A 17,457-nucleotide genomic window follows, 5' to 3' on the forward strand; every position below is an offset into this window, starting at 1 on the left:
TCCGAGTCGGCCCCACCGGACACGAACCAAAGACTTCAACAAAGGGGACTCAGGACATGACCGTTACGGTTTACACGAAGCCGGCTTGCGTGCAGTGCAACGCTACCTACCGCGCTCTCGACAAGAAGGGCATCGCTTACCAGAGCGTCGACATCTCCCAGGATGCCGAGGCCCTCGAACGCCTCAAGTCCCTGGGCTACATGCAGGCCCCGGTCGTCGTCACCGACCAGGACCACTGGTCCGGCTTCCGCCCGGACAAGATCGAAGAACTGGCGCAGGCTGCCGCCGTCGCGGTCGCCTGAAAGCCTCCACGCAGCACCACCACGTCGGATGAGGTGACTCCTATGGCACTGGCAACCGCCGGACCGCCGCTGGCAGCGACCACCGTGGACTCAGCCACGGTTCGCACTACCGGCAGCCACCTCATCTACTTCTCCTCCACCTCAGAGAACACCAAACGCTTCGTGCAGAAGCTGGGTGTCGACGCCGCCCGCATCCCCCTCCACGCGAGGGAACCGGCACTGCTGGCGACCGAACCCTACGTGCTGGTGCTTCCCACCTATGGGGGGACCGGGGGAGAGGGATCCGTTCCGAAGCAGGTCATCCGCTTTCTGAACGATCCGAGGAACCGGCAACAGCTCCGTGGAGTGATCGGGGCGGGCAACACGAACTTTGGGGACAACTACTGCATGGCCGGCGACATCATCGCCGCCAAATGCCAGGTCCCGCACCTATATCGTTTCGAACTCATGGGGACGCCGGAAGACGTCAGCCGAGTACAACAAGGATTGGAAGAATTTTGGACACGACTGTCGCAGACACCGAAGTGACCGGGGGTTCCCACATGGCCGGTAACACCGCCGTCGAGAAGCACACCGTCCCCGGCGAGAAGCCGGCGCTGCCGGCCGCTTACCAGGGCCTGGGCTACCACGAGCTCAACGCCATGCTGAACCTGTACGGCCCCAACGGCGAGATCCAGTTCGAGGCCGACCGCGAGGCCGCGCACCAGTACTTCCTGCAGCACGTGAACAACAACACCGTGTTCTTCCACGACCTCGAGGAAAAGCTCGACTACCTCGTCAAGAACGAGTACTACGAGCGCGAAACCCTCGACCAGTACACGATGAACTTCATCCGCGAGCTCTTCAACCGCGCCTACAAGAAGAAGTTCCGCTTCGAGACCTTCCTCGGCGCGTTCAAGTTCTACACCTCCTACACGCTCAAGACGTTCGACGGCAAGCGCTTCCTGGAGCGCTACGAGGACCGCGTCTGCATGGTGGCCCTGCACCTGGCCCGCGGTGACGAGAAGCTCGCCACCGCGATGGTGGATGAGATCATCGAGGGCCGCTTCCAGCCGGCCACCCCCACGTTCCTGAACGCCGGCAAGAAGCAGCGCGGCGAGCTGGTCTCCTGCTTCCTGCTCCGCATCGAAGACAACATGGAATCGATCGGCCGGTCCATCAACTCCGCGCTGCAGCTCTCCAAGCGCGGCGGCGGCGTGGCGTTCGCGCTGACCAACATCCGCGAAGTCGGCGCGCCGATCAAGCAGATCGAGAACCAGTCCTCCGGCGTCATCCCCGTGATGAAGCTCCTCGAGGACAGCTTCTCGTACGCCAACCAGCTCGGTGCCCGCCAGGGTGCCGGAGCGGTGTACCTGCACGCCCACCACCCGGACATCTACCGCTTCCTGGACACCAAGCGCGAAAACGCGGACGAGAAGATCCGCATCAAGACCCTCTCGCTCGGCGTCGTGATCCCGGACATCACCTTCGAGCTGGCCAAGAAGGACGAGGACATGTACCTGTTCTCGCCGTACGACGTCGAAAAGGTCTACGGCATGCCGTTCTCCGACGTCTCGGTCACCGAGAAGTACTACGAGATGGTGGACGATTCCCGGATCAAGAAGACCAAAATCAAGGCGCGCGAGTTCTTCCAGACTCTCGCCGAGATCCAGTTCGAATCCGGCTACCCGTACATCATGTTCGAGGACACCGTGAACCGGGAAAACCCGATCGACGGCAAGATCATCATGTCCAACCTGTGCTCGGAGATCCTCCAGGTTTCGCAGCCGACGACGTACCACGATGACCTGTCCTACGACACCACCGGCAAGGACATCTCCTGCAACCTGGGCTCGATGAACATTGCCAAGGCGATGGACTCGCCGAACTTCGGCCTGACCATCGAGACGGCCATCCGCTCGCTCTCGGCCGTCTCCGACATGTCCAACATCACCTCGGTGCCCTCGATCGCCCGCGGCAACGACCAGAGCCACGCGATCGGCCTCGGCCAGATGAACCTGCACGGCTACCTGGCCCGCGAGCGGGTCCACTACGGTTCCGAAGAGGGCCTGGACTTCACCAACATCTACTTCTACTCGGTGGTGTTCCACGCGGTCCGCGCCTCGAACCTGCTGGCCATCGAGACCGGCCAGACCTTCGGCGGCTTCGAGAAGTCCAAGTACGCGTCCGGCGAGTTCTTCGACAAGTACACGGACCGGGAATGGGTCCCTCAGACGGCGAAGGTTACCGAGCTGTTCAAGAACATCCACATCCCCACCCAGGATGACTGGCGCGAGCTGAAGGCTTCCGTCATGGAGCACGGCATCTACAACCAGAACCTGCAGGCTGTCCCGCCGACCGGCTCGATCTCCTACATCAACAACTCCACCTCCTCGATCCACCCGGTGGCGTCCAAGATCGAGATCCGCAAGGAAGGCAAGCTGGGCCGCGTGTACTACCCGGCGCCGTACCTGACCAACGACAACCTGGAGTACTACCAGGACGCGTACGAGATCGGCTACGAGAAGGTCATCGACACCTACGCGGCGGCCACGCAGCACGTGGACCAGGGCCTGTCCCTGACGCTGTTCTTCAAGGACACCGCCACCACGCGTGACATCAACAAGGCCCAGATCTACGCCTGGAAGAAGGGCATCAAGACCATCTACTACATCCGTCTCCGCCAGCTCGCGCTGGAAGGGACCGAGGTGGAGGGCTGCGTCAGCTGTGCACTATGAAACCAATATCGGTTGATTCTCATTAGGAGATGAAATGATGGAAACGGCGACGGCGACGGGCGGCTTGGTCTACGGCATCCGTCTTCGGCGGGAGGTCGAGTACCGCTATGTCGGTATCACCACCAAGACGGCTAGTCGTCGTTTCCATCAGCACCTCCGCGTGGCCGCAGAGGGACGCAAGACCCCGTTCTACGATTGGCTCCGAAAGCATGACCCGGCGGACGTTATCGCGGATGAGTTGGGCTGGATAGAGGGTCTGCCCGAGTTAGGGAAGGCCGAGATCGACTGGATCAGCTACCTGCGGCGCGAGGGAGAGCGTCTGCTGAACGTTGCGGACGGCGGCCTGGGACCGACCGGCGTCGTGTGGACGCACGCCATGCGGGAGGCCGCATTCGTTCGACTGGTCGTAAGATCGCCCGGATTTCAGGGCCGGGAGCCTCCTTCTATGGGAAGAACCACAGTGCTGAGCAGCGCGAAAAATGGTCACGTGAGCGCAAGGGCACGATCACTGGCCCTGAGAATCCCAACTTCGGCAAGTTCGGCCCTGAACATCCCAGCTATGGCCGCGTCATGAGCGAGGAAACACGTGCGGCTCTTTCGGAAGCCAGGAAAGGTGCCGGCAATCCGAACTTCGGTAAGAAGGCCAGCGCGGAAACCCGTGCGAAAATGTCAGCAGTACGGAAAGGCGTCCCTAAGCCGTCCAGCCGACGCAGTGCCCACACAAGACATCACACCAACAAAGGCATCGAGAAAGCCGAGTGCAGCTTCTGCATCGAGGACTCAGCCAAACCCAGTCTCTCTTCAGAAAGCGAGTCGGAGTCATGACAGAAAAAGTGAAGCTTCTTAGCCATGTTGAGGCGATCAACTGGAACCGCATCCAGGACGAGAAGGACGTTGACGTCTGGAACCGCCTGGTCAACAACTTCTGGCTGCCGGAGAAGGTGCCGCTGTCCAACGACGTGCAGTCGTGGGCGACGCTGACCCCGGACGAGCAGCAGCTCACCATGCGTGTGTTCACCGGCCTGACCTTGCTGGACACCATCCAGGGCACCGTCGGCGCCGTCTCGCTGATCCCGGACGCGGTTACCCCGCATGAAGAGGCTGTCTACACGAACATCGCCTTCATGGAGTCCGTGCACGCCAAGAGCTACTCCTCCATCTTCTCCACGCTGGCCTCCACCAAGGAGATTGACGAGGCGTTCCGCTGGTCCACCGAGAACGAGAACCTTCAGAAGAAGGCCCAGATCGTCATGGACTACTACCAGGGCGACGACCCGCTGAAGCGCAAGGTGGCCTCCACGCTGCTGGAAAGCTTCCTGTTCTACTCCGGCTTTTACCTGCCGATGTACTGGTCCTCGCGGGCCAAGCTGACGAACACGGCCGACCTGATCCGCCTGATCATCCGCGACGAGGCCGTGCACGGCTACTACATCGGCTACAAATTCCAGAAGGGCCTGGAGAAGGTCTCCGAGGAGCGCCGGCAGGAGATCAAGGACTACACCTTCGAGCTCCTCTTCGAGCTCTACGAGAACGAAGTCCAGTACACGCACGACCTCTACGACTCCGTCGGCTTGGCCGAGGACGTCAAGAAGTTCCTGCACTACAACGCCAACAAGGCACTGATGAACCTGGGTTACGAGGCCATGTTCCCGGCCTCCGTCACCGACGTGAACCCGGCCATCCTGTCGGCCCTGTCGCCCAACGCCGACGAGAACCACGACTTCTTCTCGGGGTCCGGTTCGTCGTATGTGATTGGCAAGGCTGTTAACACTGAGGATGACGACTGGGACTTCTAGGTCCCGTCCGTCGATTTCCCCTGAGAAGGGCGGATCGCGTCGTCCGCGACTGCTGTCAACGACGAAGGCTTCGCGCGTTGTAATCAACACGCGGAGCCTTCGTCGTTCCCGAATGGTATAGGTGGCTACTTCCGGGGCACCCCGGCGGCGGCCTCGGCCGCAGTCAGCGACGCGCGGAACGCCGCTACGGCGGACCGGTAGTTGGCCGTGTTGGATTCTGACTTTGCCTGCTCGGCGTGGCGCCTGGCCCTGTTCATGGCCGCGGTCGCGGGGAAAGCGGCGTCGGACATGGCCGGGAAATCGAACTGCAGCTTAGGGTCAACTTCGTAGGCCAGCCACTGGCTGTCTAGGAGCTTATGCTGTGCGGCAACGGAGCCGAAGGCTTGGGCGTCAGCCAGCGACAGCCCGCTTAGGCTTCCGGAAGCCAGACCCGCGGCTTCTTCCGCCTTCCGGATGGCCTCTTGCTGGCGTTGCAATGCTTGTTCGGCTCCAAGCCCTTTGGAGTCTTTGAGCCGGTGCTTTAGAACCATGTTGTTTTCATAAATCCGGATTTCCTGTGGGGTCATACGGTCCAGCTCCGACGAGCTTCGGCTGACCACATCGCTTGGGCCGCGCCGGCTGGCGATGCTGCTGACCGGGATGGGGAACAGGAACTTGCCCAACAGGAAACCCGCGAGCACGATGCCTACAACCACCCAGTCCGGCAGGGTTGCCGAGCCTGTAGACCCGGCAACGAAAAAGGCGCCCAAGTTCGTTAGCGCCTGGCCGGTGGTAAATGTCAGTCGCGTCTTTCCGAGACGCCTCACCTTGCGGTGCGTGGTGAGTTGCCGGACGTGAAAAGAACGGGCCCTGGAGATCCAGTCGCGGGTTCGGTTCACCAAGTGAGGGCTTTCAGTCATAATCCCGAGGATAGCGGTCTACACAGACACCGAACCGACGGTGTCCCCGGCCTGTCCGCAGTGCTCCCCGTGAGCGCTTCGAAAACCGAATGGACCCCGCACATTAACTCGTGCGGGGTCCATGGTCGAGCCGGTTCCCATGCAAGTTATTTGTCGAGGAACGAAACCTTGATGCCGGTGGAGCCAAACATCCCAGTCAGCATGGACTTGGTGTTTTCGGTGGCACGCTTCCGTAGCTCTGACTGCTCAGCGGCAGCGGTGAATTTCTTCTCGGCGAGGATTTGCATCTTCTTCTCCTGCTCTGGCATACCGACTGCATCCGAGATTCGGTCCAAGACGCCGCGGTCCTGACTGTAGGTGTAGGAGCGCTCAAGATCCAGATTGGGCTTGTCGAGCTGCGCCTCTGGCAGCCGCACCGTCAGCGATTTGCCGTCCGCGGACAGATTTAGGTCCTTCTCAGCCAGGCCGGATAGATCGATGTAGGCGTTGACGGTGCCGGCCGCGACGAACAACGTCCGTCTTCCGGCGATGATGGGCGGCACCCACGAATCGTCGGTCTTGTCGTCGATCACGACTTCGAAGTTGCCGACCGCCGCGTGGTACTGGCTGACGTCCTGGATCGACTTCAACAGTGCGGGCCGGTCCCGATCGTTCTTGCCCGCTTGGAACGGGCTGAATCCGAGCAGGTTCGCTACACCGAGCGCGACCAGCGCCACGACGACTGCGCCAACAAGTGTGAACGTGATGCGCTTGATTGTCGACTTCTTCCTGGCATTTGAATCCGCCTGGATTGAACTCATTGTTATTTCCCCGTTTTTCGTGTGGTGGTCATGCGCGTGGCGGGCGACGTCGGTGGACAGCCGGCGAAGTTGCGAGCCTTGCTTCCCTGACTTTTCCCTCCGTGCCGTTGGCGCCTGTCCAGACTAAGTGGTGCTCGGCAAACGACAGCTCATTTCGGATCGAGACGGTGCAGGTCGCGCGGAGCACAACGCTCCGCTCCTTCCCGGCGTGTGAGACGCGGCACATTCGTTGACTTTTCAAGTAATAGTGCAAGGATAGATGCATACGCATATAAACGCGTACCGCGGGAGCGCCGACATAACGACCCTGACCGCGACATCGCTGAGAGATTGGATTAAGCCATGCAACTCGAGAACAAGGTCGCTTTTATTACCGGTGGCGGATCGGGGCTGGGCCTCGCGACCGCGAAGACCTTCATTGCCGAAGGCGCAAAGGTCATGATCTTCGATTTCAATCCCAAGTCGCAGGAAGTGGCCGACGAGATCGGCGCAAAATTCTTCCAGGGTGACGTCTCGAAGGCCGAGAGCGTCGAAGCGGCCGTCGCGAAGACGGTCGAGGAATTTGGCGGCCTTGATATCGCCGTCGCTTCGGCCGGCGTTGGAGGCGAGGGCGACGTCGTCACCTCCACCGTGGAAAACTGGGAGCGCACCAACGGCATCGACTACTCTGGCGTGTTCTACACCAACAAGTACGCCATCGAGCAGCTCCTCACGCAGGGCCGCGGGGGCGTCGTGGTCAACCTCGCTTCGATGTTCGGTCTGGTGGCCGTCTCCAACAACATCGCCTACTCGGCCTCGAAGGGCGGCGTTGTGAACATGACCCGCGCCGCCGGGACCATGTATGCGAAGGAGGGCATCCGCGTGAACGCGGTGGCCCCGGGCGTGATCCGCACCCCGCTCATCGACGAGCCGACCCTCGAGCAGTAAGCAGGCCTGCACCCCGCCGGCCGCGTCGGCGAGGCACAGGAGGTCGCCGACCTCATTACCTTCCTCGCGAGCGACAAGGCGAAGTTCATCACCGGTGCGACTATTCCGATCGACGGCGGCTACACCGCCGTCTAGGCCGACCCTGGTGCAACGAGCGCGCCCCATCCCGTTGGAGGGGGCGCGCTCGTTTGTGTAGGGCGTCCCCTGATGCGGGCTGCCGAAGCCGTCCTGAACGCCCGCCTCATTTAGACACTTGAACCTTCAACTAAAACCGACTAGAATGGTGTCATGACTTCGACACTCGACCGCCCCCCGGTTCTCTTCCTCAGCCACGGCGCACCGCCCCTGGCTGACGACGCCACCTGGACCCGTGAACTCAAGACCTGGTCCGGCACCTTTGACAAGCCCACGGACATCCTTATGGTGTCCGCCCACTGGGAAAACGCCCCGGTGACGCTCAGCGCCACCACCCGCAACCCGGGCTTGGTCTACGACTTCGGCGGCTTCGCCCAGAAGTACTACGACGTCACCTACGACGCGCCGCAGGCCCCCGAGCTCGCCGCCGAGGTGGCGAAGCTCGTGGCAGACCACGGCCACCACGTAGAACGCGACGAGTACCGCGGCCTGGACCACGGCGCCTACGTCCCGCTCAAGGAGATGTTCCCGGACGCGGATGTGCCGGTGGTACAGATGTCCATGCCCACCCTGGATCCGCAGGGCCTGTTCAATCTGGGGAAGTCGCTGGCGCCTTTGCGCGACCGCGGTACGCTGATCGTCGGCTCAGGCTTCACCACGCACAACCTGCGCTGGTTCAACCCCGCCGGCGGACCCGACAGCACACCGCCGTCGGTCTCCCGGGAGTTCGATCACTGGGCAGAGGAAGCAATGGCGCGCGGGGACGTCGACTCCATCCTGGACTTCCTTGACAAGGCTCCGGCGGCCCGCGAGGCGCACCCCCGCAGCGAACACTGGGCCCCGCTCTATGTGGCTCTTGGCGCGGCCTACGAGTCCGGCGACCTGAACGCCAAGACCGCCATTGACGGGTTCTGGTTCGGCCTGTCCAAGCGCTCCTGGACCCTGACCTAAGCAGGGCCGGCGGGCGGCGACGCGAAAGCCCTGCACCCGGTTGGGTGCAGGGCTTTCGCCACATCCGCCGCTCCTCCAGCCAGGATCAGGCGTAGTTCAGGCTCAGCAGCAGGGCCTTGAGCTGGGCGTACTGATCGGTCGCCAGCCAGGCCTTGGCCGCGCCGCGGTTCGGGAAGCCGGGTTCGTTGAAATGAACTCGGGTGAAGAGGCCGCCGTTCGCCGTGGGGATCAGGTTGCACCAAGACGAGACGCCCTCACCTTCCTTCAGCGACCGGGGATCGGTGAGTCCCATGAAATACGCTTCGCCGTTCCCATAGTCTTCCGCTACGAAGCCGAAGCTGGGTTCCACACCGTTCGGCGCCGTCATTCCGGGAGCCGCCGTTTGGTCCAAGACCCGACGTGACACCGGGCCGCCCGCGCACCCGGCGGTGACGCCGTTGGCTAAGGTCAGCAAATCGTTGCCCTCGGTGTCGGCGACGATCGCTTCGACCCCGGGGAGGCCGGCCGGCGGCTGTACCGTCCGCACCGTCCACGTCTCCGGATAGGCGAACGAGATGTGCCCGTCCGGGAAGGTGTAGGTCTTCAGCGCCGGAGACCCGTGCTTCGCGCTTGAGGCGGGAACCTTCGACGCCGGTACGGAGCTGGAAGCGGGGGCTCCCGACGGTGGCATGGACGACGCCGGGACGGTCAGCGCCGTCGTCCGCTCGCCCGTGCCGCTCACGGCGACGTCCGAGGCTGCGGCCGGAGTTCCTGGTTGCGGCCCGCAGCCAGCCAGGACGAGGCTGGCGGAGACTCCCGCCACGGCGACTGCCGTGAGGAATGCGGTGCGACGTGAATTCATTGTGTAACCCCCAAAATTCGGTGACGGCGGCCTGAATGCCCGCTTGAAAACAAAGTTTCCGGAACGTCGTCAGGCGTTACAGGCAGGGCCAAGTATTTACCCTGTGTGCCGTTCGCCGTTCCCGCCCCAACCCTCTTGTGTGACGAAGTGTTCAACCCTGCGGTCCGGAACGAGCCAGATCAGGGCCACCGCGGTGTACAGCGCAAGACCGAGCAGTGGCTGCACGGACGCGGTAGCAATGCCGGCCAGGTAGATCAGCGGCGACGCCTTTCCCTTCCAGTCCCGGCCGATGGCGCGTGACAGCGCGCCGCCTCGGCCCTGCCGGCGGATCAGCGCCTGCTGCAGGACGAAGTAGGCGACGGCTGCGCAGAGCAGGTTGATCCCGTAGACCAGCACCGGTACCTCGACGAAGCCCGACTCATCCATCCAGCGTGTACTGAACGGGAACAGCGACAGCCAGAACAATAGGTGCAGGTTGGCCCACAGGACTGACCCGTTGACCGAGTCGGCCAGGTGGATCATGTGGTGGTGGTTGTTCCAGTAGATTCCCACGTAGACGAAACTGAGCAAGTAGCTGAGGAAGGTCGGCAGGACGGCGGCCAGACCGGACCAGGTCGGTTCCTCCGGCGCCCGCAGTTCCAGGACCATGATCGTGATGATGATGGCCAGCACACCGTCGCTGAACGCCTCCAGCCGATTCTTGTTCACAGCGCCAGCTTAGGGCCTGAACGTCCAAGGAAGGCTCCGCACGCGGGCCTTCCTCCGTGCGTCCAATGCCCGACTAACGCTTCGTCTTCCGGGCGCACCGTCGGTCTAGCGAGAGCTATCGCTACCTGACAGTACAGCAGGGGCCCGGGAGAGGAACTCCTCCACTACTTCGGCGAACTCGTCGGGGCGTTCGATCTGGGGCATGTGTCCCGTCTTCGAGAAGACGTACGGCTCGGCGTGTGGGAATGCCTCGACCGCCGCCGCCAGATGGCTGTGCGGGAGGATGTGGTCGTGGGTTCCCCACACCACAAGCGTGGGTACGTCCTGCTGCGCCAACGCCCCGATAAGGGCCGTCCGCCATTCGGCCCTGACGCCGGAAACGGTTCCGAGGTCGCGGGCGACGTCAAGCAGCGTCTTGCGGTGGGTTGCCCGTTGCGACAGTGCGAACGCATGGCCCACCCGGGGCTCGGTAACCAAGGCCTTGTCATAGAACAGCGACTGCACGGTGCGGCGCGAAGCGTCCTCGTCGGGACGCATGAGCAGCGCGGCGAGCGGGCGGACTGCGAGCAGACGCAACACCAGTGCGACTTCCTTGCCGAACCCCGCGCTGTTGGCAAGAACCAGGGCCGATACGCGGTCCGGATGCTCGGCAGCCAGTTTCATGGCAACGGCGCCGCCGAGCGAGTTGCCCATCACGGGCAGCGGCCCAGGCGCCCCGACGGCATCGAGGAAGCCTGGAAGGACGGCTGCAAGCTTCGCCAGCGTCGCCTGTCCCGGGACCCGGTCGGAGTACGCGAAGCCGGGCAGGTCCACGCTGATGACGGTGTGGCGTGCCGAGAGCCGCTCGTGTTGCTCGTTCCAGTCCTCCAGGCTCTGGCCGATGCCGTGAAGGAGCAGCAGGGGATCCCCGCTGCCGGTCTTCCGGTACCGCAAGCGTGTGCCGCCGACGTCGACGTGTCCCGTTCCGGGAAGAGCAAGAGGATCTTGGCTCCCCGCCGTCGTACGCCGTCCGGGGGCATGCACGGGTTGCCCGCGCCGTCCGAAACGAACGTGGTCCCTCAGCCGGCCGGCCCTGAGCAAGGCGAAGTCGCGGAAATAGTTCTGGTGCAGCCGCCAAGGCGAGCGGGGGCCCTGTCTGGGCAGGTCGCCGGCGCCGCGCAGGATGTAGCCGGCTTTCAAATCGATCAGCGACGTCTGTTCGGCGTCGGCAACGCCGGCGGGCGCACTGGGCGCCACCCACTGCAGGTTCCGGCGGTCGAGGTACTTCAACAACCTGCAGGCGTAACCTGCGACCAGATCGGCCTTGAGCGTCCACGAGGCGTTCGTGTAGCCGACGGTGAGCGCAAAGTTAGGGACGCCGTCGAGCATCATGCCCTTGTAAGTCAGTGTCCTGCCGACGTCCACAGGTTCGCCGTCGACGGTGAGCGTCATGCCGCCTATCACCAGCAGGTTCAGTCCCGTCGCCATCACGATGACGTCGGCCGGAATTGACCCGCCCGAGGCCAAGTCAACTCCCGTCGGGGTGATCCGCGCGATCTCGTCCGTCACGATGTCGGCGGTCCCGGCGCTGATCGCACGGTAGAGGTCGCCGTTGGGGATCGCGCAGAGCCGCTGGTCCCACGGCTGGTACGCCGGTGCCAGGTGCGTGTCGACCGCAAAGCCGTCCGGCAGTTTGGCGATGGCCGACTTCCGCAGGATTGCCTTCATCGTCTCCGGCCGCCGTCGGCTGAGCTGGTACGTGAACATCGAAAAGAGGATGTTCTTGGCCCGCACGACGTCGTACGCCAGCTGCGCCGGCAGCTTGCCCCGGAGACGGTCGGCAAGGTGGTCCCGCGACGGCACGGGGGCGATGTAGGTGGGGGAGCGCTGCAGCATCGTCACCTTGGCGGCGGACTTCGCCATCGACGGCACCAGTGTCACGGCGGTGGCCCCGCTGCCGATGATCACCACCTGCTTGCCCTCGTAATCGAGGTCGGCCGGCCAGTGCTGCGGGTGGACGATCGGCCCCGCAAACGTCTCGGCCCCCTCAATGGCCGGGGTAAACCCCTCGTCGTAGCGGTAGTAGCCGGAGCAGACGGACAGGAACGAGCAGGTAAACGTGACAGTCGCGCCGGGACCAGACGCCGCATCGCCTGCCCGGTATTCTCCGCCCGACGTCGGGACCGCCGTCACCGTCCACAGTGCGGTATCGCTGGACCATTCGGCTGAGACGACCCGGTGATTCAGCCGGATCTGCGGAGACAGGCCCTCGTCCGCGACCGTCTCCTCGATGTACTCGCGGATCGACTCGCCGTCGGCGATCGCCTTGGCGCCGGCCCAGGGCCGGAAGGAGTAGCCGAGCGTGTACATGTCGCTATCGGAGCGGACGCCCGGGTAGCGGAAAAGGTCCCAGGTGCCTCCCACCGCGCCGCGGGACTCCAGAATCGTAAAAGTCTTTCCGGGTACCTCGCGTTTCAGTCGGCTGGCGAAACCTATGCCGCTTAGCCCGGCGCCGACAATCAACACATCCACGTGTTCGCTCATCATGCCAAGTTATCGACTCCAAGTTGAGAGAGTCAACAGCATGTTGAGAGATGAGGCTAGGATGGGCCCATGGTTCAGCGAGGACGACGCAGCACAAGGGTCTCCGGGGATGAGCGCCAGGACGCGATCCTGCTCACCGCCGAGGCGCTCCTCTGCGAGCGGGCCTTTGACGAGATCTCGATCGAGGATCTCGCCCGAGGCGCCGGCATCTCGCGCCCCACCTTCTACTTCTACTTCTCGTCCAAGGACGAGGTGCTGCTGGCCCTCCTGGACCGGGTGATTACCGAGGTGGAACACCGGGTGGGCGCATTGCCGCGGGATTTCGCGACCGACCCCGCGGGGGCGTGGACGCGCTCCATCGGCATGTTCGTCGAGGTGTTCGTAGCCCACCGCGGCGTCGCCACCGCGGCGATTGGTGTGCGCGCACGCAACGAGGCAGTGCGTGCGCTCTGGTCCAAGTCGATGCAGTCCTGGGCAGACTTCTCAAGTGACGTGATTCAGTCCGAGCAGGACCGAGGGGCTGCGCCACAGGGTGTCGACGCACGGGACTTGGCAGTAAGCCTCAATTTGATGAACGAGCGGGTGATCACCGCGGTCCTCAACCAGGAGAGTCCCGCCATCCCCGAGTCGAGTGCCCTGGATGTGCTATCAACCATCTGGATCCGCAGTATCTATGGATCCGACAACCCCGGACGCCGGTAATGCCCGCGTTGAAAGGAAGAACGCAGATGCCCCAGATCAAGACGCTGACCGTGCTCGGCACCGGAGTGCTCGGCTCGCAAATCGCCGACCAGGCCGCCTTCCACGGATTCGCTGTCACCACCTATGACATTGACGACGACGCCCTCGCGAAGGCCGAGGCGCGCTTCGCGCAGCTCGCAGGTATCTACCGGGCGGCAAAGGTGGGAGGCGCCGCGGAGGGCGAAGCCGAGGCCGCTCTGGGCAGGCTGCGCTTGACTGCCGACCTGGCCGACGCCGTCGCCGGTGCGGACCTCGTGATTGAGGCCGTCCCCGAACTGCTTGAGCTCAAACGCGAGGTCTACCGCAAACTCGCTGGGCTCGCCCCCGCCAGGACCATCTTCGCCACCAACTCGTCGACCCTGCTGCCGAGCGACCTCAAGGAGTCCACCGGCCGCCCCGACCGCTTCCTCGCCATCCATCACGCCAACAACATCTGGGCGCAGAACATCGCCGAGGTGATGGGCACGGCCGACACCGATCCGGCGGTGTTCGACGCCGTCGTCGAGTTCGCCCGGAACAGCGGGCTGGAACCGATCGAGATCAAGAAGGAGAAGGCCGGCTACGTCCTGAATTCGCTGCTGGTCCCGCTCCTGAACGCGGCCGCAGGCCTGCTACTGCAGGGCATCGCCAGCCCGGAAACCATCGACAAGACGTGGCGCATCGCCACCGGAGCGCCGAGCGGCCCGTTTCAGATTTTCGACGTCGTTGGCCTGGGAACCGCGTACAACATTGCGTCGTCGTCCCCGGACGCCGGGTCCCAGGCCTTCGCCGGGTACCTGAAGGACAACTACATCGACCAGGGCAAGCTCGGCGTCGCGACGGGCGAGGGCTTCTATACGTACTGAATCAGAACAAAGTGACGCCGGTCAGTTCGGCCAGTCGACCCATGAGCCGGTCCTGGAAACCGGGGTCCAGGGCTTCGGCGGCGGGAGTGCGGAGTGTGCGGTGGTGCCAGTACCCTCCGCTGGTGAGGGCGTCAGGATCGTTGCTGGTGGCCAGCCAGGTCTGCGTAAGGTGGCCCTTGTCCAGGTCGTCCGGCGCGCCGGGGCCGCCCATTTTGGTGGGTACCCAGCCGGGGTCGACGGCGTTGCTCAGCACCGCCGGCCCGTGGCGCGCTGCTGCGAGGGCCAGCGTGGTGGTGTAGAGCTTGCTCTCGGCGTACGCCTGGCCGGCGTTCCAGCGCCGCTGGCTCCAGTCAACGTCCTCCAGCGAGCCACTGCCGCTGCGGTGGAGGCCGCTGCTGAGGAAAATCAGTCGAGCCGGCTTGTCGATCAAAGCGGTCAGCAGGTACGGCGCCAAAGTGTTCACGGCCAGTGTCCGTGCGTGCCCCTCGGGGGTGTTGCCACGGGCCGGCTCCAGGTAGGTGCCGGCGTTGTGGATGACGGCGTCCATGCGGCCGATGCTGTTCACCTGCTCGGCCAGTGAACGGGTTTCCGTCCCGCTGCTGAGATCGCCCACGACGACGCCGGCGGCCCGGTTGGCCAGGTCGCCGAGGGCTTTGACGCGCTCGGACGTGCGGGCGTGCAGGACAACGTCGTGGCCCTCATCGATCAGGGTAACCGCAGCGCCTAGCCCCAGCCCGGCGGCGGAGCCGGTGATGAAGATGCGTGCCACGCGGTTCCCCTAGTCTTGGTCCACGTCCTGGACGGAGCGGGACAGCAGGCAGAACTCGTTGCCCTCCGGGTCTGCCAGTACCACCCAGCTGACGTCCCGGCCTTGGCCCACGTCCGTGCGCTCTGCGCCGAGGGCGAGCAGCCGCTCGAGCTCCTGCGCCGTAGACGTGCCGTCCGCGCGCAGGTCGAAATGCAGCCGGTTCTTGACGGTCTTGCCCTCAGGGACCGCGATCACATCGATGGTGGGGTACGTCTTGCCGTGCGGGCCGATGCTGATGATCCCGGTGTCCTCCTCGAGGACGTGCCAGCCGAAGACGGCGCACCAGAAGTCGGCTACCACCTGTGGATTGATCGCGTCGATGGCAATTGAAGCTAGCTGGCTTGGCATGGCACCACGATAGCCCAGGGGGGCCCACGGCGCCTGAGATTTTCGGGATGGGGGCGCTGCACCACGTGGCTACGCGGCCGCAAACAGGTACCACTCCGGGAAGGGGTCAGCGGGCAGGTCCGTTTCGGGATCCGGGCCGCGACACTGGTCCGGATCCTGGTCTGGATCGTCCGGATCGTCTGGATGAGGGCACGGTTCGAAGTCAGATGCCAGATCCGGGGGCGGCACGGAGTCGACCAGCATATCCGCCGCCAAGATGGGGCCTGGCCAGTGGGGTGGTTCCCAGTCCTGTTGTGCGCTGGGGTAGGTCCGTCCTGATGGTGAGGTCCAGCCTGGCGGGTGGTTCTTGCCGGCCGCGGTGGGCGTCCAGCCGGAGCCATGTTTGAGGCGGTGGTGTTTGCGGCAGGGCTGGCCGAGGTTGGTGATGCCGGTGGCGCCTCCGTCGGCCCAGGCCAGAAGGTGGTCGGCGTCGTTGTCCAGTGAGGCGTTGTTGCAGCCGGGGAACGGGCATTTGCCGTCGCGCAGGCGAAGCCATTGACGCAGGGCCTTCGGCACACGGTAGCTGGTCCGGCCGATTTCCAACGGGGCACCGTCGCGCGGGTCGGTCAGGACCCGGTTGAACGACTCGGCGCCGTCCGCGACGAGGCGGCGGGCCATCGATGCCGAGATCGGCCCGTATCCGTCCAGCATTGCCGGTTCGTCCGTGGCACCCAGCAGGGACAGGGCCGGGACTGTGACCAGGACCTGCGCCCGGGGCGACGGCACGCCCCCGGTTCCCATGCCGTCGTTGGGCGTTACGGAGCCCGTGCCGTTGGCTGAGCAGCCACGTCGCGGCGATGTCGGCGCGGAGCTGGGTCAGGGTCCGGGTTTCGGCCGGGCCCTGCAGGGCGCGGGCGGCGGCGGTGGTTCGTTCCCAGATCCCGGCGGCGGTGTCGGCCGGCAGGTAGGCCGAGAGCCAGGCCATGCCGTCCCGGTCCGGGGCGTATTCGACCCGCCGGTTCACGGCACTCTTGGTGTGGCGCGCCTGGATGCTGACCGGGTGGTGGCGTTCGCGCCAGGCGCGCGCCTTGGCCCGGAACCGGCCGGGGACGAGCTCCCCGGCGCCGCAGCCGCGGGCGGGTTTGGGCGCGTCGGGGTCCAGGAAATGCGCTTCCAGCGCCGCCGCCCCGGCCGGGTCCAGGTTCGCGGTTTCGTCGACCATGATCCGGGCGTGCTGCCAGGAGATCGTGCCGGCCTGCAGGGCGGCCAGGGTCAGCGGCAGCTCCGCCGTCAGGGCCAGGGCCTCGGAGATCAGCGCCCCGGCGGCCCGTTCGCTGACGGTCAGGACACAGGCGACCTCGGAGACCACCGCCATCTCCCGGACGGTGCAGTCCTGCGGCGTCGCCGCCGGCGCCAGGGCCTCGGCCGCGCCGAGGTACTCCGCGGTCAGCCGGACCTTCAACGCGGCGAACCGGGCCTCGCACCGGGCCACCTCGGCCAGGCCGTCCAGGCAAGTATCGGCTAGTTTCCGCAACGAGTCGGTGTGCTCCGCGCCGTCCTCCATAACGGCCGCCAGAGCAGCAACGGACGCGGCAACAGCCGCCAGCGCCGCACCGGTCTCCGCACCGGTCTCCGAAGTCAAAGCCGCTCCGCTTTCCATAGCCCCACACTAGAAGCAGGCACCGACAATAATGCCTGCGGTGCAGCGGTCCGCGGAAAGAATCGTTCATACCAAGCGGCGCCGGGAAGCTTCCGGGCGCCGGAGCTCCTGTGAGAGGGTGAAGTCTCATGAAGCGCATCGGTTTTCTGTCCTTCGGCCACTGGGGTGACATCCCGGGTTCGCGCACACGCTCGGCCCGGGACGCCCTCCTGCAGGCAGGTGACCTGGCCGTGGCCGCGGAGGATGTCGGCGTCGACGGCCGCAACAACGACCGCGACGGCGGTCTGGCCCGGTTCGGGCGCAGCTACGTCGGAGAGCCCGATCGTCTCGTGGAAGAGCTTTCCCGCGACGCCGCGGTGGCGGCAGCGGATACCGTGCTGGTGACCGTCCCGAACCAGCTTGGCGTCGACTTCAACGTGCGGCTGCTGGAGTCGATTTCCCGCGACCTGCGCCCCGCATTGGGCTGGGACTGATTCG

Annotated in this window: 15 protein-coding genes and 3 pseudogenes; 10 read left to right on the forward strand and 8 right to left on the reverse strand. The window is 64.7% G+C overall.

Annotated features, from left to right (window positions below):
• Window positions 1-56 precede the first annotated feature (56 nt).
• From nrdH to nrdF, 5 genes are all read left to right on the forward strand, one after another.
• On the forward strand, window positions 57-302 hold the full coding sequence (gene nrdH / locus AC6I9V_RS15765) for a glutaredoxin-like protein NrdH (protein WP_018773329.1): 246 nt from the start codon (window positions 57-59) through the stop codon (window positions 300-302).
• A gap of 42 nt (window positions 303-344) precedes the next feature.
• Entirely contained in the window at window positions 345-830 is a 486-nt protein-coding gene (gene nrdI, locus AC6I9V_RS15770) for a class Ib ribonucleoside-diphosphate reductase assembly flavoprotein NrdI (RefSeq protein WP_349411351.1), read from the forward strand.
• 14 nt (window positions 831-844) lie between these two features.
• Window positions 845-3,019: a class 1b ribonucleoside-diphosphate reductase subunit alpha gene (gene nrdE, locus AC6I9V_RS15775; RefSeq protein WP_497900073.1), complete on the forward strand. Its 2,175-nt coding sequence runs from the start codon at window positions 845-847 to the stop codon at window positions 3,017-3,019.
• Window positions 3,020-3,053: 34 nt separating this feature from the next.
• Window positions 3,054-3,593: a GIY-YIG nuclease family protein gene (locus AC6I9V_RS15780; protein WP_497900074.1), complete on the forward strand. Its 540-nt coding sequence runs from the start codon at window positions 3,054-3,056 to the stop codon at window positions 3,591-3,593.
• 247 nt (window positions 3,594-3,840) lie between these two features.
• The gene (gene nrdF, locus AC6I9V_RS15785; protein WP_175320945.1) at window positions 3,841-4,815 is read left to right on the forward strand and encodes a class 1b ribonucleoside-diphosphate reductase subunit beta; all 975 of its coding nucleotides are present in this window, start codon (window positions 3,841-3,843) and stop codon (window positions 4,813-4,815) included.
• A 125-nt stretch (window positions 4,816-4,940) separates the two neighbouring features.
• On the opposite strand, the gene AC6I9V_RS15790 is transcribed toward nrdF, so the two are convergent.
• A complete protein-coding gene (locus AC6I9V_RS15790) occupies window positions 4,941-5,714 on the reverse strand; it encodes a hypothetical protein (RefSeq protein WP_349411349.1) in 774 nt (257 codons plus the stop codon).
• Between the two features lie 146 nt (window positions 5,715-5,860).
• On the reverse strand, window positions 5,861-6,514 hold the full coding sequence (locus tag AC6I9V_RS15795) for a DUF4230 domain-containing protein (protein ID WP_497900075.1): 654 nt from the start codon (window positions 6,512-6,514) through the stop codon (window positions 5,861-5,863).
• 342 nt (window positions 6,515-6,856) lie between these two features.
• Between AC6I9V_RS15795 and AC6I9V_RS15800 the strand changes: the two are divergent.
• Together AC6I9V_RS15800 and AC6I9V_RS15805 are read left to right on the forward strand one after the other, a co-directional pair.
• Window positions 6,857-7,576: pseudogene (locus AC6I9V_RS15800) on the forward strand (SDR family NAD(P)-dependent oxidoreductase).
• A 153-nt stretch (window positions 7,577-7,729) separates the two neighbouring features.
• Window positions 7,730-8,527 (forward strand): dioxygenase family protein, encoded by a 798-nt coding sequence (locus AC6I9V_RS15805; RefSeq protein WP_349411345.1) that lies wholly within the window; start codon window positions 7,730-7,732, stop codon window positions 8,525-8,527.
• A gap of 85 nt (window positions 8,528-8,612) precedes the next feature.
• Here AC6I9V_RS15805 and AC6I9V_RS15810 read toward each other — a convergent pair whose 3' ends face one another.
• From AC6I9V_RS15810 to AC6I9V_RS15820, 3 genes are all read right to left on the reverse strand, one after another.
• Entirely contained in the window at window positions 8,613-9,368 is a 756-nt protein-coding gene (locus tag AC6I9V_RS15810; protein ID WP_349411343.1) for a hypothetical protein, read from the reverse strand.
• 96 nt (window positions 9,369-9,464) lie between these two features.
• Complete coding sequence (locus AC6I9V_RS15815) at window positions 9,465-10,076, reverse strand: TMEM175 family protein (RefSeq protein WP_349411342.1); 612 nt, start codon at window positions 10,074-10,076, stop codon at window positions 9,465-9,467.
• A 105-nt stretch (window positions 10,077-10,181) separates the two neighbouring features.
• The gene (locus tag AC6I9V_RS15820) at window positions 10,182-12,599 is read right to left on the reverse strand and encodes an alpha/beta fold hydrolase (protein ID WP_497900076.1); all 2,418 of its coding nucleotides are present in this window, start codon (window positions 12,597-12,599) and stop codon (window positions 10,182-10,184) included.
• A gap of 69 nt (window positions 12,600-12,668) precedes the next feature.
• Between AC6I9V_RS15820 and AC6I9V_RS15825 the strand changes: the two genes are divergently transcribed.
• Together AC6I9V_RS15825 and AC6I9V_RS15830 are read left to right on the forward strand one after the other, a co-directional pair.
• Complete coding sequence (locus AC6I9V_RS15825; RefSeq protein WP_497900077.1) at window positions 12,669-13,301, forward strand: TetR/AcrR family transcriptional regulator; 633 nt, start codon at window positions 12,669-12,671, stop codon at window positions 13,299-13,301.
• A 26-nt stretch (window positions 13,302-13,327) separates the two neighbouring features.
• Window positions 13,328-14,185, forward strand: coding sequence for a 3-hydroxyacyl-CoA dehydrogenase (locus tag AC6I9V_RS15830; RefSeq protein WP_497900078.1), 858 nt, complete (start codon window positions 13,328-13,330; stop codon window positions 14,183-14,185).
• A gap of 1 nt (window position 14,186) precedes the next feature.
• On the opposite strand, the gene AC6I9V_RS15835 is transcribed toward AC6I9V_RS15830, so the two are convergent.
• From AC6I9V_RS15835 to AC6I9V_RS15845, 3 genes and pseudogenes are all read right to left on the reverse strand, one after another.
• Complete coding sequence (locus AC6I9V_RS15835) at window positions 14,187-14,954, reverse strand: SDR family NAD(P)-dependent oxidoreductase (RefSeq protein WP_497900079.1); 768 nt, start codon at window positions 14,952-14,954, stop codon at window positions 14,187-14,189.
• A 9-nt stretch (window positions 14,955-14,963) separates the two neighbouring features.
• Window positions 14,964-15,341 carry a VOC family protein gene (locus tag AC6I9V_RS15840; RefSeq protein ID WP_497900080.1) on the reverse strand — a complete coding sequence of 126 codons (378 nt, stop codon included), beginning with the start codon at window positions 15,339-15,341 and terminating at the stop codon, window positions 14,964-14,966.
• A 69-nt stretch (window positions 15,342-15,410) separates the two neighbouring features.
• Window positions 15,411-16,980 (reverse strand): annotated as a pseudogene (locus tag AC6I9V_RS15845) (HNH endonuclease signature motif containing protein).
• 275 nt (window positions 16,981-17,255) lie between these two features.
• Between AC6I9V_RS15845 and AC6I9V_RS15850 the strand changes: the two are divergent.
• Window positions 17,256-17,453, forward strand: a pseudogene (locus AC6I9V_RS15850) (LLM class flavin-dependent oxidoreductase); the annotation flags it as partial.
• Between the last annotated feature and the right edge of the window lie 4 nt (window positions 17,454-17,457).

It is taken from the genome of Arthrobacter sp. SlRoot2-15, from assembly GCF_059739345.1.